The 22,904-nt window shown below is 42.1% G+C and carries 23 protein-coding genes; 10 read left to right on the top strand and 13 right to left on the bottom strand.

Features of this window, described 5'->3' with window-relative positions; translation table 11 throughout:
- Positions 1-110 precede the first annotated feature (110 nt).
- From pheS to P2W82_RS07435, 4 genes are read left to right on the top strand one after another with little or no spacing between them, the layout of a single operon-like run.
- Complete coding sequence (gene pheS / locus P2W82_RS07450) at positions 111-1,142, top strand: phenylalanine--tRNA ligase subunit alpha (protein WP_336515229.1); 1,032 nt, start codon at positions 111-113, stop codon at positions 1,140-1,142.
- Between the two features lie 41 nt (positions 1,143-1,183).
- Entirely contained in the window at positions 1,184-2,035 is an 852-nt protein-coding gene (locus P2W82_RS07445) for a 3-hydroxyacyl-CoA dehydrogenase family protein (RefSeq protein WP_336515228.1), read from the top strand.
- 35 nt (positions 2,036-2,070) lie between these two features.
- On the top strand, positions 2,071-3,075 hold the full coding sequence (locus P2W82_RS07440; RefSeq protein ID WP_336515227.1) for an NAD-dependent epimerase/dehydratase family protein: 1,005 nt from the start codon (positions 2,071-2,073) through the stop codon (positions 3,073-3,075).
- 37 nt (positions 3,076-3,112) lie between these two features.
- Positions 3,113-4,189: a carboxypeptidase-like regulatory domain-containing protein gene (locus P2W82_RS07435; protein WP_336515226.1), complete on the top strand. Its 1,077-nt coding sequence runs from the start codon at positions 3,113-3,115 to the stop codon at positions 4,187-4,189.
- Between the two features lie 53 nt (positions 4,190-4,242).
- On the opposite strand, the gene P2W82_RS07430 is transcribed toward P2W82_RS07435, so the two are convergent.
- The gene (locus tag P2W82_RS07430; protein WP_336515225.1) at positions 4,243-5,193 is read right to left on the bottom strand and encodes a UDP-3-O-(3-hydroxymyristoyl)glucosamine N-acyltransferase; all 951 of its coding nucleotides are present in this window, start codon (positions 5,191-5,193) and stop codon (positions 4,243-4,245) included.
- A 695-nt stretch (positions 5,194-5,888) separates the two neighbouring features.
- Between P2W82_RS07430 and P2W82_RS07425 the strand changes: the two genes are divergently transcribed.
- The 4 genes from P2W82_RS07425 to P2W82_RS07410 are packed head-to-tail and all read left to right on the top strand — an operon-like array spanning position 5,889 to position 8,974.
- Entirely contained in the window at positions 5,889-6,764 is an 876-nt protein-coding gene (locus tag P2W82_RS07425) for a YicC/YloC family endoribonuclease (protein ID WP_336515224.1), read from the top strand.
- A 53-nt stretch (positions 6,765-6,817) separates the two neighbouring features.
- Positions 6,818-7,285, top strand: a complete 468-nt coding sequence (locus P2W82_RS07420) for a gliding motility lipoprotein GldH (protein ID WP_336515223.1) — start codon at positions 6,818-6,820, stop codon at positions 7,283-7,285.
- The gene (locus tag P2W82_RS07415; RefSeq protein ID WP_336515222.1) at positions 7,285-8,277 is read left to right on the top strand and encodes a sensor histidine kinase; all 993 of its coding nucleotides are present in this window, start codon (positions 7,285-7,287) and stop codon (positions 8,275-8,277) included. Before P2W82_RS07420 ends, P2W82_RS07415 begins: the two co-directional genes overlap by 1 nt.
- Positions 8,267-8,974: a response regulator transcription factor gene (locus P2W82_RS07410; protein ID WP_336515221.1), complete on the top strand. Its 708-nt coding sequence runs from the start codon at positions 8,267-8,269 to the stop codon at positions 8,972-8,974. The genes P2W82_RS07415 and P2W82_RS07410 overlap by 11 nt, the downstream gene beginning before the upstream one ends.
- On the opposite strand, the gene P2W82_RS07405 is transcribed toward P2W82_RS07410, so the two are convergent.
- Both P2W82_RS07405 and P2W82_RS07400 read right to left on the bottom strand, forming a co-directional pair.
- Positions 8,964-10,904, bottom strand: a complete 1,941-nt coding sequence (locus tag P2W82_RS07405) for a BatD family protein (RefSeq protein ID WP_336515220.1) — start codon at positions 10,902-10,904, stop codon at positions 8,964-8,966. The genes P2W82_RS07410 and P2W82_RS07405 overlap by 11 nt on opposite strands.
- 56 nt (positions 10,905-10,960) lie before the next feature.
- A complete protein-coding gene (locus P2W82_RS07400; RefSeq protein WP_336515219.1) occupies positions 10,961-11,656 on the bottom strand; it encodes an SDR family oxidoreductase in 696 nt (231 codons plus the stop codon).
- Positions 11,657-11,725: 69 nt separating this feature from the next.
- Here P2W82_RS07400 and P2W82_RS07395 point away from each other — a divergent pair, with 69 nt between their 5' ends.
- Positions 11,726-12,427, top strand: coding sequence for a YjjG family noncanonical pyrimidine nucleotidase (locus P2W82_RS07395; protein ID WP_336515218.1), 702 nt, complete (start codon positions 11,726-11,728; stop codon positions 12,425-12,427).
- A 9-nt stretch (positions 12,428-12,436) separates the two neighbouring features.
- On the opposite strand, the gene P2W82_RS07390 is transcribed toward P2W82_RS07395, so the two are convergent.
- The 8 genes from P2W82_RS07390 to P2W82_RS07355 all read right to left on the bottom strand — a co-directional run bounded on the left by P2W82_RS07390 (position 12,437) and on the right by P2W82_RS07355 (position 19,390).
- Positions 12,437-13,096 (bottom strand): phosphatidylserine decarboxylase family protein, encoded by a 660-nt coding sequence (locus tag P2W82_RS07390; protein ID WP_336515217.1) that lies wholly within the window; start codon positions 13,094-13,096, stop codon positions 12,437-12,439.
- Positions 13,097-13,160: 64 nt separating this feature from the next.
- A complete protein-coding gene (locus P2W82_RS07385) occupies positions 13,161-14,228 on the bottom strand; it encodes a dipeptidase (RefSeq protein ID WP_336515216.1) in 1,068 nt (355 codons plus the stop codon).
- Between the two features lie 24 nt (positions 14,229-14,252).
- Positions 14,253-15,356 (bottom strand): D-TA family PLP-dependent enzyme, encoded by a 1,104-nt coding sequence (locus P2W82_RS07380; RefSeq protein ID WP_336515215.1) that lies wholly within the window; start codon positions 15,354-15,356, stop codon positions 14,253-14,255.
- Positions 15,357-15,398: 42 nt separating this feature from the next.
- A complete protein-coding gene (locus P2W82_RS07375; protein ID WP_336515214.1) occupies positions 15,399-15,863 on the bottom strand; it encodes a RidA family protein in 465 nt (154 codons plus the stop codon).
- A gap of 23 nt (positions 15,864-15,886) precedes the next feature.
- On the bottom strand, positions 15,887-17,200 hold the full coding sequence (locus P2W82_RS07370) for a gluconate:H+ symporter (RefSeq protein WP_336515213.1): 1,314 nt from the start codon (positions 17,198-17,200) through the stop codon (positions 15,887-15,889).
- 98 nt (positions 17,201-17,298) lie between these two features.
- Positions 17,299-18,210, bottom strand: coding sequence for a phosphatidate cytidylyltransferase (locus P2W82_RS07365; protein WP_336515212.1), 912 nt, complete (start codon positions 18,208-18,210; stop codon positions 17,299-17,301).
- A 20-nt stretch (positions 18,211-18,230) separates the two neighbouring features.
- Positions 18,231-18,437 (bottom strand): putative signal transducing protein, encoded by a 207-nt coding sequence (locus P2W82_RS07360; RefSeq protein ID WP_336515211.1) that lies wholly within the window; start codon positions 18,435-18,437, stop codon positions 18,231-18,233.
- Positions 18,437-19,390: a CPBP family intramembrane glutamic endopeptidase gene (locus tag P2W82_RS07355; protein ID WP_336515210.1), complete on the bottom strand. Its 954-nt coding sequence runs from the start codon at positions 19,388-19,390 to the stop codon at positions 18,437-18,439. The genes P2W82_RS07360 and P2W82_RS07355 overlap by 1 nt, the downstream gene beginning before the upstream one ends.
- Positions 19,391-19,460: 70 nt before the next feature.
- Between P2W82_RS07355 and dusB the strand changes: the two genes are divergently transcribed.
- A complete protein-coding gene (gene dusB, locus P2W82_RS07350; protein ID WP_336515209.1) occupies positions 19,461-20,495 on the top strand; it encodes a tRNA dihydrouridine synthase DusB in 1,035 nt (344 codons plus the stop codon).
- Positions 20,496-20,509: 14 nt separating this feature from the next.
- Here the strand turns inward: dusB and P2W82_RS07345 are convergent, their stop codons facing one another.
- Both P2W82_RS07345 and P2W82_RS07340 read right to left on the bottom strand, forming a co-directional pair.
- On the bottom strand, positions 20,510-21,349 hold the full coding sequence (locus P2W82_RS07345) for a phytoene/squalene synthase family protein (RefSeq protein WP_336515208.1): 840 nt from the start codon (positions 21,347-21,349) through the stop codon (positions 20,510-20,512).
- Between the two features lie 73 nt (positions 21,350-21,422).
- On the bottom strand, positions 21,423-22,898 hold the full coding sequence (locus P2W82_RS07340; RefSeq protein ID WP_336515207.1) for a phytoene desaturase family protein: 1,476 nt from the start codon (positions 22,896-22,898) through the stop codon (positions 21,423-21,425).
- Positions 22,899-22,904: the final 6 nt, after the last annotated feature.

Below are 22,904 nucleotides of genomic sequence, written 5' to 3'. Positions count from 1 at the left end.
TTTCAGACAAACCTAAACCATTCAGTCTTAATACAATTCATAAAAACCCCAAAAAGTTGTACCCAGCTGTGTAAAAACAGCTGTAAGAAGCGAATCATTATCTTTGCCGTATGGAAGATATTCTGCAACAGATAGAAGATTATAAAAAAGAAATCAGTGCTGCGGAGCTGGACAATGCGGATAAACTCGAAGCTTTCAGGATACGGTTCCTGGGGGCAAAAGGTGTTGTTAAAAATCTGATGGGCAGTATGAAAGATATTCCTGCCGAGAACAGGAAATCGTTTGGGCTCATCCTGAATGGATTTAAACAGCTGGCAGAAGAAAAGTATGAAGCAGTAAAAGAACTTTCTTCGAATGGAAAGCCAAGTTCAGTTCCATTGGTGGATTATAGTCTTCCCGGAGACCCTATCGGGGTTGGAAGCAGGCACCCCATAACGCTTATGCGCAACCGCATAGTGAGTATTTTTCAACGCCTTGGTTTTGCTGTTGCTGAAGGTCCTGAAATCGAAGACGACTGGCACAATTTCACTGCATTGAATTTAGATGAAAATCATCCGGCCCGTGATATGCAGGATACATTTTATCTATCAAAAAATCCCGACTGGCTATTGCGCACGCATACAAGCAATGTACAGATCAGGGAAATGGAAAAAGGGAAATTACCTATACGAATCATTTGTCCTGGTCGCGTATACAGAAACGAAACTGTAAGCGCCCGCTCGCATTGTTTCTTTCACCAGGTCGAAGGTTTATACATCGCAGAAGAGGTTTCATTCGCCGATCTGAAACAAACCCTTTACTTCTTTGTGAAGGAAATGTTTGGTGAAGACATCAGGATCAGGTTCCGGCCAAGCTATTTCCCGTTCACCGAGCCGAGTGCAGAAATGGATATCAGTTGTCTTCTCTGCGGTGGCGAAGGATGCGCTGTTTGTAAACGCACCGGATGGCTGGAAATATTGGGTTGCGGAATGGTTCACCCGAAAGTGCTTGAAAACTGTAATATCGATCCCGAAAAATATTCAGGTTTCGCTTTTGGAATGGGCATTGAAAGACCCGCACTTCTTAAATACGGAATTACTGACATTCGCCTGTTCAGCGAAAATGATGTTCGTTTTCTCCGACAGTTTACTGCCGCCAACTGAGTTAGTTATTCCACAATCAACCGGTCGATTAAAATATACCTATGCAAATCCGATCAGTAGCCATATGTGGTGTAGGTACGATGGGCAGTGGGATTGCGCAGGCAATCGCGGTTTGTGGTTATACGACAATATTATTTGATATCAACAGCGCCGTTCTTGAAAAAGCACGCCAGTCCATTCAAAAACAGTTGAATGTAATGGTGGAGAAAGGAAAAATATCTTTCGAACAAAAGGAAAAAGCATTTGCAGGTATTCGTTTTACAAATGACATCAACGAATGCAGATCTGATCTGGTCATTGAAGCTGTTGCTGAAGTAATGGAAATCAAGACACAGCTTTTCCGAACGCTGACTTCCATAAACTCAACTGAAACAATTTTTGCGAGTAATACTTCTTCACTGTCTGTCACTTCCATTGCAGGTGCTACGAATATGCCCGAAAGATTTTGCGGACTGCATTTTTTCAATCCTGCTCCGGTGATGAAACTTGTAGAGGTGGTCAGAACAGAAAAAACAAAACCCGAAATCATTGAACAGGCAGTTTCATTCATTATCGATATAAAAAAAACGCCGGTAGTATGTAAAGACGCGCCGGGATTTATTGTCAATAGGGTTGCCAGGCATTTCTATTTAGAATCATTGAAGCTTGTAGAAGACCAATCAGTATCGATGTCCCGGCTGGATGCTCTGATGGAATCTTCAGGATTTAAAATGGGCCCTTTCAAACTGATGGATTTTATTGGTAATGATGTCAATCTCGCTGTTACGATATCGCTTTATAATTCTTTCGATCAGGCAATACGGTTTAAGCCTTCCGCTCTACAAATTGAAAAAGTAGAAAAGGGTGAGCTCGGCAAAAAGACTGGCAAAGGATATTATGATTACGGCAACTAAAAGTATATTCAGCAATTCAATTCCAATCAGGAGGGATGTCAAATAATATTGATGAAATAATTCTGGTCACAGGTGGTACAGGCTTACTTGGTAGCTACCTCCTGAAGGAACTTGCCGGCAAAGGCCAACCTATCAGGGCGATCTATCGGAATAAAATTCCCGAGTGGCTTGATATTCCGAAGGATGCAAATGTGGACTGGGTACAGGGAGAACTTGAAGATGTTTTATTTGTCGAAGATTGTATGCAGGGCATAGCAGAAATCTATCACTGCGCAGGCCTTGTTTCGTTTAATCCATCGCGTAAGAAAGAGTTATTGAAGACCAATGTGGAGTGTACTGCAAATATTGTAAATGCTGCACTCAGTGCCGGTGTCAGAAAAATGATTCATGTCAGTTCAGTATCGGCACTCGGAAGAAAGCGTGATTACATGACGGTGACGGAAGAGGTAAAGTGGGAAGAGGAGTCGGGGCTGTCAGCATACGGTCAATCAAAATATCTTGCTGAGCTCGAAGTATGGCGCGGGGTTGGTGAGGGACTTGAAGCCGCCATCGTGAACCCGACAGTAATATTAGGATTTGCAGGATGGGACAAAGGATCTGCAGCAACATTTAAAAATGCCTATGATGAATTTCCCTGGTACAGTGATGGATCCGGAGGATTTGTTGATGCAGCCGATGTGGCAAGGGCGATGTACCTGCTGATGAAAAGTGATATCTCGGGCGAAAGATTTATTTTATCTGCTGAAAACAGGTCGTATAAATCTCTCTTCGATACGATGGCTTCCGCTTTTAAAAAGCGCCCACCACGTCTTCGGGCTAATAAATTTCTTGCAGGCATTGTATGGAGACTCGAAGCAATAAAAAAATTATTCACCGGTAAAGACCCATTACTCACCCGCGAGACTGCTGAAATAGCACAACTTCATGTTAATTTCAGCTCAGAAAAAATCAAAAAATATTTACCTGGTTTTGAGTTCAAACCTCTCTCAGAATCCATCAGTCAGTATTGCAGTGAATATTTGGTTAAAATGACCAGGTAGAGCAATATTTGCGGGCATGAAGGGTTATTTTCTGTATATGCGATTCAAAATAATATTGACACTGATCAGCTGGAGCGTAGTCACCACGGTCGTCGGACAATCATTCGTTGCTACAGGGAAAGTTGTAGACAAATCAACCGGCGCAACATTACAGGGTGCGTCTGTATTTTGCCAGAATACCACTTTCGGAACGGCAACCAATGCAGAGGGAATATTTACGCTTTATTTACCCAATGGAGGATACGACCTGGTGGTTTCATTCAGTGGATATGAAACGATAAGTCAACGTATCAACTCTTCTACAGAAAATGTAAAAAACCTGGTGATTGAGCTTAAGCAAAAAGATAAGAGCCTCGAAGAAGTATCCATTACCGTTACCAATGAGGTAAAGGACGGCTGGGTGAAATACGGCGATTTTTTCAGGGAGCAGTTTTTAGGTTTGACCGAGAACAGCGCGAGCTGTAAAATTGAAAATCCGGAATCACTCCGGTTTTTCTTCAGCAAGAAAAAAAACCGTTTAAAAGTGAGTTCGAAAGAAGAGATCAGGATCATCAATAGTGCTTTAGGATATACCATCAGGTACCAGCTTGATTCGTTTATTCACGAGTATGGTTCGGGACTTACTCAAACCACAGGCTTTCCATTTTTTGAGGAAATGAAGGGAAGTGAGGAGGACAGCACTACCTGGGAGAAGAATCGTGAGAAAGCCTATTATGGTTCGGTACTGCATTTCATGCGTTGTTATTATGATAGCACCCTTAAAGAAAATGGCTATAAATTAGAGCTCATCCGCGCAGGGAATGAAAAGCCTCGTCCTCTGCTCAATCCTTATGATTCTGCCGTATATGAAGTAATGGACAACAGGGACGTGGAACTTCGTTTTCCAGGAAAATTGAGAGTCGTCTACAGCGAAGAAAAACCGGAAGCAAAATACCTGGTCGTAAATAAACTTGCTGCAGGTACAACCATACAGATTTCTGTAGTTGATTTTGCTGATGCGATCGTGATCGAAGAAAATGGATATTTCTATGATCAGAAAGATCTGCTATCCTTAGGTTACTGGAGCTGGGAGAAGCTCGCTGATTTTCTTCCGTACAACTACGAGCCGAAATAATATCAGATTTATTCTATCTGCGGGAGCAGGTATCTAAAAAAGAAAACTGGAAATTATCTTTCCAGTTTTTTTAATTTTTCCCATATCTCAGGAATTCGTTTGATCCAGACCAGCTCTCTTTTTTTGGTGATGGCATCTTCTGCCGGGTATCCAAAATAAACTTTATCACCGGGCAAAGAAGATGGTACTCCGGATTGTGCCATAAGAACAGCATTCTTTCCGATCGTGAGTGTCTTGCTGATACCCACCTGCCCCCAGATGACTACCCCATCCTCGATGTTAACCGCGCCCGCTATACCCACCTGTGCAGCGATAAGACAATTTTTTCCGATCACTGTATCATGACCAATGTGTACCATATTATCAATCCTGGTACCCCGACCAATGACCGTGCTGTTGGTCACACCTCTGTCGATAGTACATGAAGCACCGATCTCCACATCATCTTCAATGACCACATCGCCGCAGCTCAGCATTTTTTTATACCATACCTCCCGCTTCTTATCAGTGTTATAATAAAATGCATCTGAGCCAATAACAGTACCGGCCTGAATAACCACCCGGTCACCAATGATGGTATGATCAAGAATAGTAACCTGCGGATGAATGATACAATCTGAACCGATTTTCACATTGTTGCCAATCACTGCACCCGGATAAATTACTGTTCCTTCACCTTTTGTAAGATCTGGACTAACCGGTGTGGTAAGAGGAGTAAACGGTCTGAAATGTTTTACGATGGTAAGATAAGCTTCGAATGGTTTATCAACAACCAATAAAGCTTTTCCCTCGGGAAAATCAGTTACCGTATTGATGATGATAAATGTCGCAGCAGACTGAATGCATTTTGTATAGTACTTCGGATGATCAACGAATGCGAGATCTCCTTGTTCTACTTTATGAATTTCATTTATTCCTGTAACCAGACCTGTTGTATTGCCTTTCAATTCGGCCCCTATCAATCTGGCGATATCACTTACTGGAACTGGAGTAGGAAATTTCATGCGTTACTTTTTGAGTTGACAAAGTTAGGTTTGCTCTCTTTCAAAAAATGAGGATGACCATTTTAAATGGAAATCAAATTCTTTCCAATTAATCGTTATTGCATTTCATGCGAAGAAAGAAAAAGAAGGTAATGAATTCTGACACTTCAGAATGTTCTTCCTTATGCAATCGATCGTCCGAAATTCACACCTCAAAAAAAAATGTGCATAAAATTTATTAAAATATTTTTCTGAATAGAAAAATTTATTTTTAATATTGTGGAGGGAAATTTTTATTTCCCACTACTTACTAACCCATTCATATAACAAAGCTCAGTCAAAAACTGGGCTTTATTTTTTTTATACCGGTTAAGTTTCCTTCCGGATTGTCTATCAGCCATCAACTCTTCATCCAAAAAATTTCTGAATAAAAATTTCTTCCATTGCCCTGAAACACTGACTGGTACTAGATTTGATTAAATACGTCAAATCGTTCAAATTTTATTTGATGAATCTGTACCAGATTTTTTTATCGCAGAGCTTTAGAATTTTTTGTGGTATAAGTTCAGCACAGGACTCATCAAAGATTTTATTTCAGGAAGAAAATGAAGGCGGGCCGGAAGAGAAATATGGAATCAGAAACCGCCGGCCGGAAATAAAGGAAAGTAGATAAGGCGGGCTATTTCACTTACTTTGCAAAAAAACTTAAGGAACATATGTTAAAATCAATGACGGGTTATGGTAGGGCAGAACAGCAGGTAGGAGACAAAGTATTTCTCATCGAAATAAGATCACTCAATGGTAAGCAGTTCGAGATGCTCCTCAAGCTTCCTCAACTTCTAAAGCCCTACGAATTCGATATCCGAAATGTCATTTCAGAAAAACTGGTGCGGGGCAGTATTGAGTGTATTATTTCTCTGAAGCAGAACGGAGCGGTCAAACCAGTTTCTATCAATATGGATCTTGCCAGGTCCTATTTTAAACCTCTGCAGGAGCTGTCAGACGAACTTAAACTCGATTCTTCGCAGCTGCTCGCATCGATTTTAAAACTTCCTGAAGTGATCACTCCGTCGACGGATGTTTTCAATGAAAAAGAGTGGGCGGAGTTTAGGACTGTATTAGACCAGGCATTGGAAGCGATCAATCAACACAGGGTGATCGAGGGCGAAGCACTTGAAAAAGATCTTTCGTTAAGAATTCAAAATATTGGCATTCAACAGGAAGAAGTCATCCGGCAGGAGCCCCAGCGCAGGCAGAAGATCAGGGAGAACATTCTTAAACTTCTTGACGAACATGTGGGAGCAGAGAAAACAGATTCGAACAGGCTTGAACAGGAGATGATTTATTACATAGAAAAAATCGATATTTCTGAAGAGCAGGTGAGACTGAAAAATCACTGCGACTATTTTAAAACGTTGCTGGCTGAAAATGAAGATGTGAAAGGGAAAAAGCTTTCATTCATTTTGCAGGAGATCGGCCGTGAGATCAATACGACAGGTGCGAAGGCATACGATTCCGAAATCCAGAAATCAGTAGTACTGATGAAGGATGAACTGGAGAAAGCCAAAGAACAGGTATTGAATGTATTGTGACCAACCATGGCGGTAAGCTGTTCCTGTAGTAATATTGCAATAAATCCATCATCTTGAAATTTCAGATTTTAACCGCTCTTATCCTGCTGAGCTGCTTCGGGTGCAATTCCGTTGAAATTTTTGAAAAGAATGTTTTTGTTCCGGGCCATCAATGGAACGCTGACTTCAAACCTGAAATCAGTTTTGATATTACAGACACAACAGCGAGCTATAATATCTTTTTTGTTTTTCGACATACCGATGCATTCGGATGGAATAATATTTGGGTTAAGGCAACCAGCCAGGTTCCGGGCGATAGTACTTTGATGGCAGAACAATTTGACTTCCCACTGACCAATCAGAATAAATGGACGGGCTCAGGGATGGATGACATTTATGAGCACCGCATTTTATTTTATAATCAGCCCGTCAAATTCAGACGTGCGGGCAGGTATTCCATGAAGCTGGAACATATCATGCGTGAAAATCCGTTGCCACATGTACTAAATGTCGGGCTCCGGGTTGAAAAAGCAAAATCCTGATGTTCGGGATATATAAAAAGAAGCGCCTTGCTGTAACTACCGTCGTTTACTGGTTTCTGTTGTGCTATATCGTAGCAGCGCTGGCATGGTGGTATATTGAATTATGGAACCTGAATGAGGCAAATTTCGCCATCAAAGAAGGAATGCTGAATCCATCCGCAAACGATTATCGGCAGCAGCTGGATAATCTCCTCAGTCAGCGTTCCAGAAAAATTGCACAATTCGCCAGCGAGGGTATTACGTTCCTGGCCGTCACAATCGTTGCTGCAATATTTGTATATCGTTCGGTAAAAAAACAGATCACACTGAATGCCCAGCAGCAGAACTTTATGATGGCGGTGACACATGAATTGAAGACGCCCATCGCCGTCACGAAACTCAATCTCGAAACGCTCAGGCGTCACCGTCTCGATACCACTCAAGTTGATAATATCATCGGCAAGACCCTGGAAGAGACGAACCGATTGAACGATCTTTGTAATAATATTTTGCTGAGTTCACAACTTGAAGCGGGCTCTTTTCAGCTGACCAGTGAAAAACTCTCTTTAAATGATGTAGTCAATGAATCGGCCGGAGAATTTGCCCGTCGTTTTCAAAAAAGGGATATCCGGAAAGTAATGAATGAGGAGCTGTATGTAAGTGGCGACAGCCTGATGCTAAGGCTCGCTATCAACAACCTCCTGGAAAATGCACTCAAATACTCTCAACCTGCAGCTGCAGTAGAGATTCGTACAGCAAGGAATGGAAATAATTGCGTCATTGAAGTTGCTGATACCGGCAGTGGTATTCCCGATGCCGAAAAAAAGAAAATATTTGATAAATTCTATCGAATTGGTAATGAGAACACCAGGAATACAAAAGGTACCGGTCTTGGTTTATACCTGACAAGAAAGATTATTGAGGACCATGGAGGAAGTATCTATGTACGCGATAATCAACCTTCCGGTGTTGTTTTTGTTATCGAAATACCCGAGATAAATCATGAACGCTAAGAAAAAAGCAAGTATACTTTTAGTGGAGGACGAAGAAAATCTTCAGGAGGCATTGAAGCTGAATCTTGAACTGGAGAACTACGAGGTCAGTTGTGCTTCTGACGGGCCTGCAGCGTTAAAAAAAGTAGACCAGGAATATTTTGACCTCATCATCCTGGATATTATGTTGCCTGAGATTGATGGTATAAGCGTCTGCGAAAATATCCGCATAAAAAATATGCAGGTGCCCATCCTGATGCTGAGTGCAAAGAGTACAAGTGCCGACAGAGTGATGGGGTTGAAGAAAGGTGCAGATGATTATATGACCAAACCGTTTAACCTCGAAGAACTGTTGTTGAGAGTTGAAAAGCTCATCAACAAAAACAAACAGCTGCAGGAGAAGACAAATGTCGAGGACCTTTACCAATTTGGTGGCAACGTTATCAATTTCCGGGCACAGGAAGCAAAAAATGGTCGTGATGAAACAATCCCGCTGAGCAGGAAGGAAGTGATGCTGCTGAAGCTCCTGATCGAAAATAAAAATGAGGTAGTGTCGCGCGAAAGAATATTACAGGCGGTCTGGGGCTACCAGGTTTTTCCGACCACCAGAACGATTGATAATTTCATTCTGAATTTCAGGAAATATTTTGAAGCAGATAGTCGTGAGCCAAGATATTTTCATTCCGTTCGCAGCGTAGGTTATAAATTCACCGACTGACCGGATCTTTTTCCTGGAGTTTTTTCATCAGATCTGCTGCTCTGTCAAAATCATCTTTCATTTTCTCGTCGAGAACAACCGGAGAATAACTACTGATTTCACAATCTTCAAGAATATGTCTCAGGTCTGCAGCGTCATTTGCCGACACGTCGAGCTTTAATAATTTGCGTTCTATCTGTTCCGGGCTTTCAAGTCTGCTGATAGCGAATTGTTCATTAAGCATTCTCCGGATGGATCGATCGAGCGTTCGGTAAAAATCTGACGACTCTCCATTTTCAAGGAAAGGTCTTGCATCGTCCGGGGAAACAAAAATTCGCTGCGGGACGATGACTGGAGCAAGGGCAGTGGGAACTTCGTTTAAAGCTTTTTCAGGGAAAGGCATAATAGGAGCTTTCCTTCTTTGGTAAAGTCTGAACACAATGAAGATAAGTGCAAGGGCTACAAATACAGTAACTGCAATCCAGCTTGCAGGAACAGGTTTTTCAGACTGCAAAACTCTTTTCACTGCCTCAGGTTTTTTTGCAGGTTTCTTTGCAGGCGGAAGGACAACGATGCTGATCGGTTTACTGGCACTTGTTGCATAAGCTGCAGTTGCCGGATTAAAGCTCGTCAGTGAAATGGGTGGGAGGTCGAGCCTCCCCATTTTTGTTGGAGAAAAAGGAATGGTGAAAATCTTTTTCCCTGACACCGGCGTGGAAGAGTAATCTACCTGTTCGCGGATCTTTACATCATAGGTTTCGATATTTTCCGGCCAGTTAATTTCCGGACTTCCCAGCAATGGCAAATTACCGCTACCGTTTACCGTTAGTTGCAGATTCACCACATCACCTTCATGGATTTTTTGCTCAGGTATTTCTGCATCTATTCTGAAAACACCTACTGCTCCATTAAAGTTATTGCCCGTAGTAACCGGCGGAAGTGGTTTTACATTTATTGTAACCGGCAGCGAAGAAAGACTTACCGTTTCTCTCGTCCAGGCTTCAGGACTGATTCCCTCCTCCCCGACTGTTTTCAATTTTCTCCAGATCGTCTTTTCATCACCGGCAAAATCTTCCCGGATAAAACTCACGGTATTCTCAACATCCATCGATTCGAGCTCAAATTCTCCTTCCTGCAAGGGGAACAGTTGTGCTTTTCGAAGGATATAGACGTTGTATTCTTTCCCATGCCAGGTTTCATTATACACATCTCTTGATTCAGGATCAATCATATCCACCACACTGAATCCATTAAGGGATGGTCTCCGGGTGATCCTTGATTCCGAATTTAAGCGGGTATACAGTTTATAGGTGGCAACTATCGGTTCGCCGACAAACACCGATTTCTTATTTACATCAAGTTTTACAAAAACATTCTCCTGGATTTTCTTTTTTGCGGTTTCATTTTTCCTGAGGATAAATTCATCCAGAGATACATTTTCATCTTCTGTATCAACAGAAATTTTAGGAGCTCCATGATCATTGACGACAATACTTAAAGATGGCGATTGAAATAATTTTCCGTCGACAACAGCTTTTGCCGGTGGGAGCATAAACCGGCCCTTCTTTACCGGCTTTAAAATATATCCGAATGAAGTATAATGATTGACTGCGCCGTTGATGGTAAGCTGACCTGTAATTTGTTCAGGCCCCTGAACCTTGATAAAATCATTGAAAACAGGAGGAGTAAAAGAAGTTACGTCTTCTGCATTATCCAGGTGAAACTGAACCCGGATATAATCGTCGATGGCAACAATATTCTTGTCGGCAATAACCCTGAATTTTGTTTGAGCACCAACGGAACGACCGTAAAAAAGACATGTTACTAAGAATACCAGCTGTAGAAAATAACGCATGATAAAACCCAACCCGGTTAATTCTTCAGGCTCAAACAAAGATAAAGCAGCATTTTTTATCTCCCGAACAGAACGAGGCGACAGATAAAAATTCAATTGTTAAATTATACCTGAATCTTTAACAATTGACCGATACAATGAAGATTAATTTATCAGAGGTCTCCCAATTGCGGACGAACGATTATCTCTTCGACACAGGCCTGTGGAGAAAGCGTAGTAGCATTTTCAATAAGCTTTGCGATATCCTCTGCTTCCATGATTCTTTTTGGATCAACTCCAGCTCCTTTCCATGAATCAGTTAATGTAGCTCCGGGATGTATTGCAGTGACTCGGATGCCGGATTTCTTCAGTTCTTCTCTCAGATTATTGTTGAAGCCTAGTAGTGCCCATTTACTGATACTATAAGATCCGCCATTAGGATAAGCACCCAAAGCTGCAATAGAACAGATATTGAAAATGAACCCCTGTTTTCGTTTTTTCATTTCAGGTACCAGGGCCCTTGTAAGATGATATGCAGAATAGAGATTGATGCGCAATGTTCGTTCCAACACTCCATCTTCTTCTTCAAGCACGGATCCCGGTTCAAAAAAACCTGCATTATTGACAAGAACATCGATCTGATCTGATTGTTGTTTTACAAAAGATGCAAAGGCCATCACTTCTGCTTTTACAGAAAGGTCGGCATCAAATACAGATATATGGCAGCCAGTGTTTTTCTCAAGTTCATGGGGCCAGAATTGTTTGGTCAATGACCTTGAGGTGATTATCAGATGATTATTCTTTTTTGCAAAAATTTCTGTGATTGCGCGCCCGATTCCTCTGCTTGCACCCGTGATAACAACATTCATCTGTTCAAAATTTTCAGGTAATCCGTAAAGCTATGCTAAGTTTGCAAATACAATTAAAATGCTGCGCCAATGCGCAAATACGAACATATATTTTTTGATCTCGATCATACGCTCTGGGATTTTGAAACAAATTCCCGTGAGACACTCCGTGATATTTACCAGGAACTGGCATTACCCGCCTATGGCGTTGCTGATACCGAAATTTTCATCAGTACATATCACCATCACAACGAAATATTCTGGGACAGGTTCCGGAAGGGTTTTATTACCCGCGAAGAACTGCGATGGAAAAGAATGTGGCGCACCCTTCTTGATTTCAAGATCATGGACGAACCGCTGGCAAGGAGGATAAGTGAACGTTACCTCGAAATTCTACCTACAAAAAAAAATCTTTTTTCGGACACCGTTGAGATACTGGATTATCTCACGGGGAAAAAATATGTACTTCACCTGATCACAAACGGATTTGAAAAAACACAGCATGAAAAAATAAACAACAGTGGGATCGCTCATTATTTTACCCATGTGATCACCTCAGAAAATGCGGGAATAATGAAACCACATAAAGCTATTTTCGATTATGCGCTCGAGAAAGCTGGTGTACTTTCACACCAAAGTCTGATGGTAGGTGATACACTTGATGCAGATATAATCGGAGCCATCGGAGCAGGAATGGATTCTGTGTATTTCAATCCTGCCGTGCCTGCCACAGGTACCATTAAACCAACCTACACAATTGACAATCTTTCAGAATTGAAGAAATATCTGTAATGGCTGATATTAACTGATATCGCTGATAACGGTTACACCACCCTGAACCATATCACCAATTTTTACATTCACTTTTGAACCTACAGGCAAAAGAATATCAACGCGACTTCCGAATTTGATAAATCCGAGCTCTTCATTCTGAACTACCTTCTGACCAGGTTTCAGGTAATTGACTATCCTTCTCGCAACGGCACCAGCGATCTGTTTTACAAGAATAATCGTATGTGAATTCTGGAGAACTACACTGTGCCGTTCGTTCTCTGTTGACGATTTGGGATCCCAGGCTACCAGGTATTTCCCTTTGTGGTACTGGCTGTACAACACATCGCCATTGATGGGATTGCGGTTGACATGCACATTGGCCGGGCTCATGAATATACTGACCTGCAGACGTTTTGTTTTGAAATATTCCTCGTCATACATTTCTTCTATTACTACCACTTTCCCGTCAGCAGGCGCAATTACCGATTTTTCTCCATAAGTCATTTTTCTTGATGGTAATCTGAAAAATGAAATGATGAAAAGCAAAAAACCAAAAGTAATCACAAAGATTACCCAGGCGAGCCATGGTACATTATAGCTGAGAAATGAAAATGAAAAATAATTCAGTATGATGAATAACACCCCGATGATGGTGATGGTAGAATATCCTTCTTTGTGAATTGTCATAATTGTTCTTGGTCGGCAAAATTAATGCATTCGGCGCATGATGCCATAGGCTTTGCTAATTCGGTCATTGCCAGGCATTCCCGAGAAATCTCAAGACATTGCCATGCATAAAAGCTTTGATGGAATCTTCAGAATACCCTCTTTTGAACATCATTTCCGGAAACTTGCTGAGGTCGGCAATGGTTTCCATATCGAACAGGGACTGCTCCTTTCCAAAGCCACCGTCCAGGTCTGAGCCGATGCAAATATGATCGGTATTCCCGGCAAGCTGACAGATATGATCAATGTGATTCAGCAATGCTTCAATACCGCATTTCATTTTGAACGGATCTGAAACATTTTTTTCCCAATCCGGAACAATCATCCAGGCATCCATCGCTGCGCCGATAATGGCTCCACGCGAGATCAGTGCTTTTATTTGTTCGTCGCTGTACTGACGATTGTGATGAACAATCGACCGGCAGTTATTATGACTTGCCCAGACATGTCCATCGAAATTTTCCAGTGCTTGCCAGAATGCATCATCACAAAGATGTGTTGTATCAAGAATGATATTCAACTCTTCCATCTTGCGCAACAAGGCAATTCCATTTGCTTTCATTTTTCCCGTTGAGTTGGTGCCGTTGGCATACCGGCCAGGTCCATAATGTGCGGGACCAATCGCCCTTAAGCCATAAGCCCATGCTCTTTCAAGATATTCCGGTGTGAGTATAGAATCCGCGCCTTCGAGACTCAGGATATATCCGATGGGTTTTTTTTCTGCCTGATCTTTTTGCCAATGATTGAGATGGCCATTCAGGTCATCCAGGTTTTTTACCTGGAACATTTCTCCCTCTTCTTCCATCATTTTGTACCATGCCAGCTGACCTTGCGTCTGGGCCCAGGCCTGCTCAGGCGAATGCCATCCTGGAATTGCACTTCCCTCTTCTACAAACCGGGCTATCTGGGTTGCGACTACAATTGCGGTGTCTCCTCGTTTTAATTCAGGGAATGAAACCATTGAATTAGCCCTGCCAGGTAAATCTGTTTTTCCTGCTTCTCTTTTGTTGATAACGTTTACTGGTAACCGTAAATCCCTGTTCCATTCCATAGCATTCATGGAAAGGTCGAGATGGATATCAATGTTCAACATAATACTGAATCGGTAAGAAAAATTTCAGATGGTTATTTTACGATCCCTTGCTGTCACCCGCCATTCGCCTGTTACTTTTCCATCTTCAACGGTAGTCATTCGATCGTACATGGAAACAGTCGGACAAATATGAAATGGAATGCCGATCAGCAGATCTCCGATTTTGAAACCATGACCGGCGGCAGTTTCCATTACCAGGTGTTCTTCACTCTGCGCAACAGGCTTGAGTTCGGAAGCGCCTGGGAAATACACACGCCTGCCGATTTCATTTTCAGGAGCTACTGATTTATGACCAAGATCAAGCGTTATACGTTCCGGTGTGGGCAGGGATATTACACGCGTAAGCAGTACTGCAGCAGGAGTAAAGGGTTGTTCTGCACAGAGATCGCTGTAGCCCTTATCCCAGAATATGCATGTACCCGGGCTGCATTCAATTTTTTCACTTTTGATATGAACAGGAAAGGTGGGAGAGCCTCCGGCAATAATCACAGGCTCAGAAAATCCTTTTGATTTCAATACCTCCTGCATAACATATACAGCTTCAAAAGATGTCTTCGTCTCCTCTTTTCTTTTCGCAAAATCAGGATTTCGCTGATGACCATCATATGCATGAAGTCCTTTCGGAACAATACCCTTCATTTTACTGATGGACCCATATAATTCAATTACTTCAGCCCCCGGTACAATTCCCGATCTGTTCATTCCGGTATTGAGATCGATATAAACAGAAATTTTCAGGCCGGCTTCAGCGAACGCATCACTCATTGCAGAAGCAGATAGAATGTTGTCTGTGAGACAGGCCCATTCTGTACCGGGATACTTTTTAATCAGCTCAAGAAATCTCTTCAGCTTTGGACCACCGGGTTGATATGCGAGTACAACATCGGGAGCATTATTCAATCCGAGGAGTTCAGCTTCTGCAATAGTTGCACATTTGAACTTACTGATACCTGCTTTCATCATCAGCTGAATTCCCTCGGCGGTCTTATGGGTTTTTATGTGCGGACGTAAACGGCTCACATCATCAGCCATTGATACCAGGTGCTCAATATTTTTTTTTACCAATTCAGGAAATACTACGAGTGCGGGTGAATCAATTTTATCAGGTTCTGATATTTTGTAATTCATCTCGGAAGTTGAGAAATTATTAAATGAGGATCGAAAAGAAGTTCAATCATGTAATTCAAAAAGCCCTTCAATCTCAACAGGAATACCGTCAGGAAGTGAGCCCATGCCAACAGCGCTTCTTACACCAACGCCATTATCTTCACCCCAGATCTCGACAAATAATTCGCTGCAGCCATTGATCACGTGCGGATGTAAAGTGAAGTCGGGAACAGCATTCACCATTCCAAGAATTTTTATCACACGTTTTACCTTATCAAGACTGCCCAGCTGGTTTTTAATACTTGCAAGAATACACATACCTACATGTCTCGCTACTTTTCTTGCGCTATCCGCATCCATATCGGCGCCAACTTTTCCCTGTATTCTGGAACCATCAGGATTAATTGGCACGTGCCCGGAAACATAAAGATATTTTCCATCGATAAGGCAGGGTTTATAAATGGCTTTCGGTTTGGGAATTACAGGTAGTTCAACGTTGAGTTTTGCAAGATTTTGTTCAGCACTCATCATTCAGAATTTTAGCGCCCAAGTTACACAAACCTGTCGAGGATCAGTACGCCGATCAAACCAACTACCGCAACGATGGTTTCCATTATGCTCCAGGACCTGATGGTGTCTTTTATACTGAGATTGAAATACTCTTTGAACATCCAGAAACCGGAATCGTTAACATGTGAGAACATCAGGCTTCCTGCACCTATGGAAAGTACCATCAGGTTTGGGTCCACACCTGTCTGACCGATGACGGGTGCAATAATACCTGCCGTTGTTAAACCTGCTACTGTTGCAGATCCCATGGCGACACGTATTACAGCCGCAATCATCCAGCCCAGTATAAGTGGATGAATCGACCAACCCTGCAGCATAACCGCAATCTGTGCACTTACTCCGCTATCTGTAAACACCTGCTTAAGCGCACCTGCCCCGGAAACAATCAGCAATATGATGGAAACATCTTTTACTGCTTCCACATAAACATCCATGATCTTACCCACTTTCAGACCACTTCCTGTTCCAAGAGTGAATGTTGCAAAAAGTAATGCCAGCAACATGACGATCGAAGGCTCAGAAATGAATGTGAAAAAACCTGCCATCGACGGAGACGGAGGGAAAATAACCGGTAAAAGTGTTGTAAATGCAAGCAGAAAAACAGGTAGCAATGATGCGAGCAAACTTACTCCGAGACCAGGCAATTCAGATTCAGGACGAAGTTTTGGCTGAAATGTTGCGATAGGTTTTGCATCAATCTTCTTCAATGTTTTCGCGAAGACCGGTCCTGCAAGAATAATGGCAGGTACAGCAAGGATAAACCCATACAGTAATGTCAATCCCATATTTGCTTTGAACTGACCCACCAATGCTGAAGGGGAAGGATGTGGAGGAAGAAATCCGTGAGTAACGGACAAAGCGGCCAGCATAGGTACGCCAACATACACTGCAGGAAGTTTCAGCTGGTAAGTGACGGAAAAAATCAGTGGTACGAGCAATACAAATCCCACATTATAAAACAAAGGGATACCCACAACAAAGCCTGTGATCATTAGTGCCCACTGAATATTTTTTGTTCCGAATGCTTTAATTAATGACTGCGTAATTTTTTGCGCAGCTCCGGTTTCGGCTACAAGTTTTCCCAGCATAGCACCAAGCGCAATCACAATTACTAAAGATCCCAGGGTATCTCCGATTCCTTTCTGAACTGATAGTGTAACTTTTGAAAGCGGAATGCCCAGCAATAAGCCTGTAATAATCGAAATGATCAGGAAAGCGAGAAAAGCGTTGAATTTTCCCCAGGTGATCAGTAACACCAGGGCGAGTATACAAGCAAGAACAATAATCAATGTCATATGTGCAAATTAAGGTTGAATGAGCCATAGCAGCTCATTGGCAATCATCAGTTGCAACCGACGCTTTTCGTTTAGTGTTTAACGTTACAGGACTGGCATCAGCGCATAAACAAGATACAGAAAATCCAGTTGAAAGGTACAGCCACAAGCAGAGAGTCAAAACGATCAAGAAAACCTCCGTGGCCAGGCATAATCTGCCCACTATCTTTTATGCCCGCCATGCGTTTGAGCTTACTTTCAAGTAAATCACCGAAGGTACCTGCTATAGCTGTTATTGATGAAATGGCAAGAAAAGGCCCGGGTTCGGCTTTCAGAACATAGATACCAAACAACGTGACGGCAACAACACAAAGAATAATTCCACCAAGCGTGCCTTCCCAGGTTTTTTTAGGAGAAATTTTTGTAAGTGGAGTTTTGCCGATCAGTGATCCAACGATATAAGCCATCGTATCGTTGATCCAGAGCGAAGCAATAATAATCAGTGGCAGTACGAAGCCGGTGATTTTCGCAATCGACGTAGTAAGTCCGTTGAAGAAGCTGAAATCTTTAAGATCTGTTAGCCATGGCCGGCCGCTGCGCAGGTGTACGAGAAGCGCGAGACTTAACGAGATATAGATCAGCCCCAGAAATGAGAGCCCAATGTTTCTCAGGTCAATTTTTCTTGCAAAAAGCATTTCAACAATCGGTAATACGAATGCTGAAAGTAATCCGACCCAAAAGCCGATAGATGCAATACTGATCGGGCCCACTGTAAGTGAATGCCCTGTTGCAAAAAGCATCATACACCAACCCGCGATCATCACACCATAACTGTGAAAAGGAGTGATTTCGCCATATTCAGGATTAATCCTGGTGACGATTCTTTGGTATTCGCGCCAGCAACCAAAATGAATGATAGAAAATAACAGCAGGAAAGTCCACTCGTTCACAAGCAAACCGGCGAGCATTACTGCAACAAAAATGAGTGCGGTTAATGCCCTTGTTCTGAAAACGGGCCAGTTTATTGCCATCAGCTATTTTTTCGGTTATCCTAATTGGTTATCGCTCCATTGATAAGATCTGTGGCGAGATTTTTTAAATGAACAGGAACATATATTTCGATATCTCCCAGGAAAACATAACTCGAATCCTGCTTGTTCAGCAGTATCACTTCAATGTTATTTTCCTCCAGCAAATTTTTGATAATCTCTGCTTTATATGCTTCCGTTGTCGAAAGTATTTTATACCAATTCTCCATCACGCCATCCATTTTTCTTCAACTGCCCGATCCTCGGGAGGGAATTTCTCTTTTCTTTCCTTTTCGGCATTTTTTCGGAATACGATGAACAACGCCCACAGGACAACCAATCCGATGATCCCCCACCAAAGCGGCATCGTTTCATTCATCGAGTCCTCAATCGGTTTTCCTTTCACCGTCAGGTAGTAAATCTGTGTTACAATAAGACCGTTATGGAAAAAATGCGCGAGTATCGCTATCCAAAGACTTCCACTATACTGGTAAAGCAATCCGAGAATAATTCCCAATGCAATACGAGGAAGAAATCCATACCATGATCCATGTATCAAACTGAAAAGTATGCTCGTGATAATAATTGCCATTAGCGGATTTTTCATCCAGCGGGTTAAAATGTTCTGCATGCCTCCGCGAAAAAAAACTTCTTCAAAAATCGCAGGAGCTAAACCCATTACAATCAAAGCATAAATATAATCTGCGAAGCCTGTGATCTTGGACAATACCAATACTGTTTTGGAATATGCGTCTTCCAGTCCCTTGAAAGTTTTTTCAAGACTTGCCGGAAGTGGAATTATCTTATTTAATTCAGCAAGTGATCCGACAAGCGGCAATGCGGCGAGCATGATGGCAATAACAACAGCAAATTGTTTAGCCGAAAAATAAAAGTTAAATCCGAGGAATTTTCCCGGCTTTCTGTTGATGATCAAAGCTGTGAGATAGGCGGGCAGAAAAAACATAAAAAAAGTGCTGACCAGTTGTACAATACGGATGGCCTGGAGATTGGCAGGGTTTTGCATTTCCTTTTCGAACTGCCCCAGGCCTTTGCCGGTCATCGCAGCAAAAATTCCAAACCCCGCAAAACTGCCGATAATCAGGCCCGCACCCATCAATCCCAACAAAATAAAGAAGGCACCAAACCAGGAAATATTTTGCCTGGAATTCAGATCATAAGTCATGAAACAGCTTTATGGGCTAAATTAAGACGGATGCCGAACGCTGCCAAGTTTGTATTTTTGCCGTTTGATCATGGTGAAAATTGGTAATATAAATCTCCCCTCATTTCCGCTACTGCTGGCACCGATGGAAGATGTGAGTGATCCGCCATTCAGGGCGGTATGTAAAAGCAATGGCGCTGACCTGATGTACACGGAATTCATCAGCAGTGAAGGCCTGATCCGCGATGCCATTAAAAGCAAACAAAAGCTGGACATTTTTGAAGAGGAAAGACCCATCGGCATACAGATTTTTGGTGGTGATGAAGACGCTATGGCGATGAGTGCCAAAATTGTCGAGACTGTACATCCGGATCTTGTCGATATCAATTTCGGCTGCCCGGTGAAGAAAGTAGTTACGAAAGGCGCAGGTGCAGCAGTATTAAAAGATATCGATCTGATGAAAAAGCTCACAAAAGCCGTTGTTAAGTCAACTTCTTTACCGGTGACTGTAAAGACCCGATTGGGATGGGATTTCGACAGTATCAATATAATGGAGGTTGCGGAAATGCTGCAGGATGCAGGCGTTCAGGCTCTGGCTATACATGGCAGAACACGTAGTCAACTGTATAAAGGAGAAGCAGACTGGTCCCATATTGCTAACGTTCGTTCAAATCCGAGGATCAGCATTCCGATTTTTGGAAACGGTGATATTGATACACCAGAGAAAGCTCTTGAATACAAAAACAAATACGGTGTTGATGGGATCATGATCGGCCGTGCGGCAATCGGGTATCCATGGATTTTCCGTGAAATAAAACACTACATGCAAACAGGCGAACATCTTGCACCACCATCAATTGAAGAAAGAGTAGATGTTATACGAAAACACCTGATGGCAAGTATTCAATGGAAAGGCCTCATTCCAGGTATCAATGAAATGCGCAGGCATTATGGTAATTACCTGAGAGGACTTCCGAATATCCGCGAATACAGACAAAAACTCGTTACTGTAAACGAGGTGGAACATATTGAACCCATCCTCGATCAGATCGGGGCCAGTTACAAAGGTTATGTTTTTGAGAGAAGAACTGTTCCTATGGAAACAATGGCTAACGCCTGCGGATAGGCGAATAATTTTTTTTACAAAATATTCAGTTGTGTTCTGATTAACACCTTGGTTGCTACCCAGGCCTTTGCATAATTAGGAATTCTGATTCTTTTCTGCAACACGGAAGATGCTTTTGAGTTGCATATTTTTCTGAACAGGCTCAGATAGTATTTATAAGCCAGGTATACGCCAAATCTCGAATTGGCTGGAAGTTGCATAATTCCTTCATATGCATGTCTGAAGTCTGCGGCGATCTCATTTTCAATCCGCTGTTTATCATGCGCCGAAAAAGTATTGAAATTGATTCCCGGAAAATATAGCCGGCTCAAGTACTCCTGGTCGGATTTGATATCCCGGAGAAAATTAACTTTCTGAAAAGCTGCTCCGAGCGATTGCGCATGAGGCTTCAGTTTTTCATACAAACATGTTTTTCCCCCACAAAAAATATGCAGGCACATTAATCCCACTACTTCAGCGCTGCCAAAAATATATTCGCGAAACCCTGCCTCGTCGTAAACTTTTTTCTCCAGATCCCATTCCATGCTTTTAAAGAAAGCCTCAATTAAATCATTGGAGATATTAAAAGCATGTACAGTATTCTGAAAACTCTGAAGAATCGGGTTCAGACTTACATGCGCATCGATGGCTTTAAATGTATCAGTTTTAAAATTGCTGAGTAAATCAGCTTTATTGTGATCATGGAATGTGTCCACTATCTCATCTGCAAATCGCACAAAACCATAGATGTTATACACATGCTGCCTGATGTCTTTATGCAGCAGTAATATCGCTCCCGAAAAAGAAGTGCTGTAACGTTTCGTAGTAATCCTGCTGCATTGCTCACAGGTTTCAGCAAATAGCCGGAATGACATGCAGTAATTTTTTTAAAGATGGCTAATTATAATTCTTAAATATTCTGATCTGAAATGTTGCTATCATTTTCAATTAACCGAAACACCTGATTACTTCTTTTGCTACAATCTCTCCACTGATCAATGCCGGTGGCACGCCCGGCCCTGGTACGGTTAACTGCCCGGTATAAAAAAGATTTTTCACTTTCTTACTTCTACAGGATGGCTTCAGGTTTGCCGTTTGCATTAACGTATTGGCAAGACCATATGCGTTTCCTTTATAAGCATGATATTCATTTACGAAATCAGAAGGACCAAAAGTTTTCTTTAGTACGATGTGATTTTTCAAATCAAAGCCGGTGTGATGTTTAAATCTTTCAGAAACTATATCGAAATACTTTTCGCGCAAAGTGATATCATCTCCATCTAAACCGGCCGCCACAGGAATCAGGATAAAAATATTATCAAACCCTTCCGGCGCTTGTTCCGGATCTGTTGCTGTGACATTACTTACATAGAATAACGGATGTGTCGGCCACGATGGATTTTCATAAATGTCCCGTGCATGTATAGTAAAATCTGCATCAAAAAAAAGGGAATGATGCTGCAGACCCGGAACTTTCCTGTTTAATCCTATATAGTACAGAAGGCATGAAGGGGCCATCTTCCTGCTTTCCCAGTATTGTCGACTATAACTACGGCTTTTTTCTGGCAATAATTGCGTTTCGATAAAATGATAATCTGCCCCACCAATAACAACGTCTGCAAAGAATTCTTTACCATCAGACGCGATTACTGATTTTACCGATCCATTTTCAATATTTATTTTCCTGGCTTCTGTGTTGAAAACAAATTGAGCTCCCTGCTCCTCCGCGACCGCTTTCATTGCTTCAACGATTCTATACATTCCTCCCATCGGATACCAGGTACCCAGTGTAAGATCTGCGTAATTCATCAGACTGTAAAGAGCGGGAGTATGTTCAGGCAAAGAACCCAGGAACAAAACCGGGAACGAAAGGATTTGTTTTATCTTAGGATGTTGGAAATGACTTTCGATATGTTTGGTTATCGAAGAAAAAATATCTATTCTGAAAATGTTCCTGATAATCTTCCAGTCGAGTAGTTCCATTATTGATAAGCCCGGCCGAAACACCAATTCCTGCATGCCCACCTGATACTTATAAGCCGCTTCGTTCAGAAATTTATCCAGTTGCGCAGCAGCACCTTTTTCTATCGATTCTAAATACGATTTAAATTTTTCCGGGTTTGCGGGAATATCAACAGGACCATCATCAAAATAAATTCTGTAAGATGGATCAAGCCTTTTCAATTCGTACTGATCAGAAACCTTTTTGCCGAATTGATTAAAAAATCTTTCAAAAACATCGGGCATCCAGTACCAGCTGGGACCCATATCAAAATGAAATCCTTCGGCAGATAATCTTCTTGCCCTGCCCCCGGCCTGGTCGTGTTTTTCTAGAACCTGAACCTGCCAGCCGGCTTTTGCCATAAAGGCAGCAGCTGAAAGTCCGGCGAAACCGCTGCCGATTACGACAACTTTTCTGGGCAATTAACT

The organism is Pollutibacter soli (assembly GCA_029269725.1).
In the GTDB taxonomy this organism is placed as follows: domain Bacteria; phylum Bacteroidota; class Bacteroidia; order Chitinophagales; family Chitinophagaceae; genus Pollutibacter; species Pollutibacter soli.
Note: the sequence above shows the minus strand (reverse complement) of the source record. Positions and strands in the feature narration are given on the sequence as shown.

What these genes read in the sequence shown, in the direction of transcription:
- P2W82_RS07415 (WP_336515222.1), top strand. Translation starts at nt 7,285, where the DNA reads ATGTTCGGGATATATAAAAAGAAGCGCCTTGCTGTAACTACCGTCGTT.
- P2W82_RS07430 (WP_336515225.1), bottom strand. Translation starts at nt 5,193, where the DNA reads ATGAAATTTCCTACTCCAGTTCCAGTAAGTGATATCGCCAGATTGATA.
- P2W82_RS07390 (WP_336515217.1), bottom strand. Translation starts at nt 13,096, where the DNA reads ATGACAATTCACAAAGAAGGATATTCTACCATCACCATCATCGGGGTG.
- P2W82_RS07425 (WP_336515224.1), top strand. Translation starts at nt 5,889, where the DNA reads ATGTTAAAATCAATGACGGGTTATGGTAGGGCAGAACAGCAGGTAGGA.
- pheS (WP_336515229.1), top strand. Translation starts at nt 111, where the DNA reads ATGGAAGATATTCTGCAACAGATAGAAGATTATAAAAAAGAAATCAGT.
- P2W82_RS07380 (WP_336515215.1), bottom strand. Translation starts at nt 15,356, where the DNA reads ATGAATTACAAAATATCAGAACCTGATAAAATTGATTCACCCGCACTC.
- P2W82_RS07400 (WP_336515219.1), bottom strand. Translation starts at nt 11,656, where the DNA reads ATGAATGTTGTTATCACGGGTGCAAGCAGAGGAATCGGGCGCGCAATC.
- P2W82_RS07355 (WP_336515210.1), bottom strand. Translation starts at nt 19,390, where the DNA reads ATGACTTATGATCTGAATTCCAGGCAAAATATTTCCTGGTTTGGTGCC.
- P2W82_RS07365 (WP_336515212.1), bottom strand. Translation starts at nt 18,210, where the DNA reads ATGGCAATAAACTGGCCCGTTTTCAGAACAAGGGCATTAACCGCACTC.
- P2W82_RS07360 (WP_336515211.1), bottom strand. Translation starts at nt 18,437, where the DNA reads ATGGAGAATTGGTATAAAATACTTTCGACAACGGAAGCATATAAAGCA.
- P2W82_RS07395 (WP_336515218.1), top strand. Translation starts at nt 11,726, where the DNA reads ATGCGCAAATACGAACATATATTTTTTGATCTCGATCATACGCTCTGG.
- P2W82_RS07345 (WP_336515208.1), bottom strand. Translation starts at nt 21,349, where the DNA reads ATGTCATTCCGGCTATTTGCTGAAACCTGTGAGCAATGCAGCAGGATT.
- P2W82_RS07375 (WP_336515214.1), bottom strand. Translation starts at nt 15,863, where the DNA reads ATGAGTGCTGAACAAAATCTTGCAAAACTCAACGTTGAACTACCTGTA.
- P2W82_RS07440 (WP_336515227.1), top strand. Translation starts at nt 2,071, where the DNA reads ATGTCAAATAATATTGATGAAATAATTCTGGTCACAGGTGGTACAGGC.
- P2W82_RS07385 (WP_336515216.1), bottom strand. Translation starts at nt 14,228, where the DNA reads ATGTTGAACATTGATATCCATCTCGACCTTTCCATGAATGCTATGGAA.
- P2W82_RS07410 (WP_336515221.1), top strand. Translation starts at nt 8,267, where the DNA reads ATGAACGCTAAGAAAAAAGCAAGTATACTTTTAGTGGAGGACGAAGAA.
- P2W82_RS07435 (WP_336515226.1), top strand. Translation starts at nt 3,113, where the DNA reads ATGCGATTCAAAATAATATTGACACTGATCAGCTGGAGCGTAGTCACC.
- P2W82_RS07445 (WP_336515228.1), top strand. Translation starts at nt 1,184, where the DNA reads ATGCAAATCCGATCAGTAGCCATATGTGGTGTAGGTACGATGGGCAGT.
- P2W82_RS07370 (WP_336515213.1), bottom strand. Translation starts at nt 17,200, where the DNA reads ATGACATTGATTATTGTTCTTGCTTGTATACTCGCCCTGGTGTTACTG.
- dusB (WP_336515209.1), top strand. Translation starts at nt 19,461, where the DNA reads ATGGTGAAAATTGGTAATATAAATCTCCCCTCATTTCCGCTACTGCTG.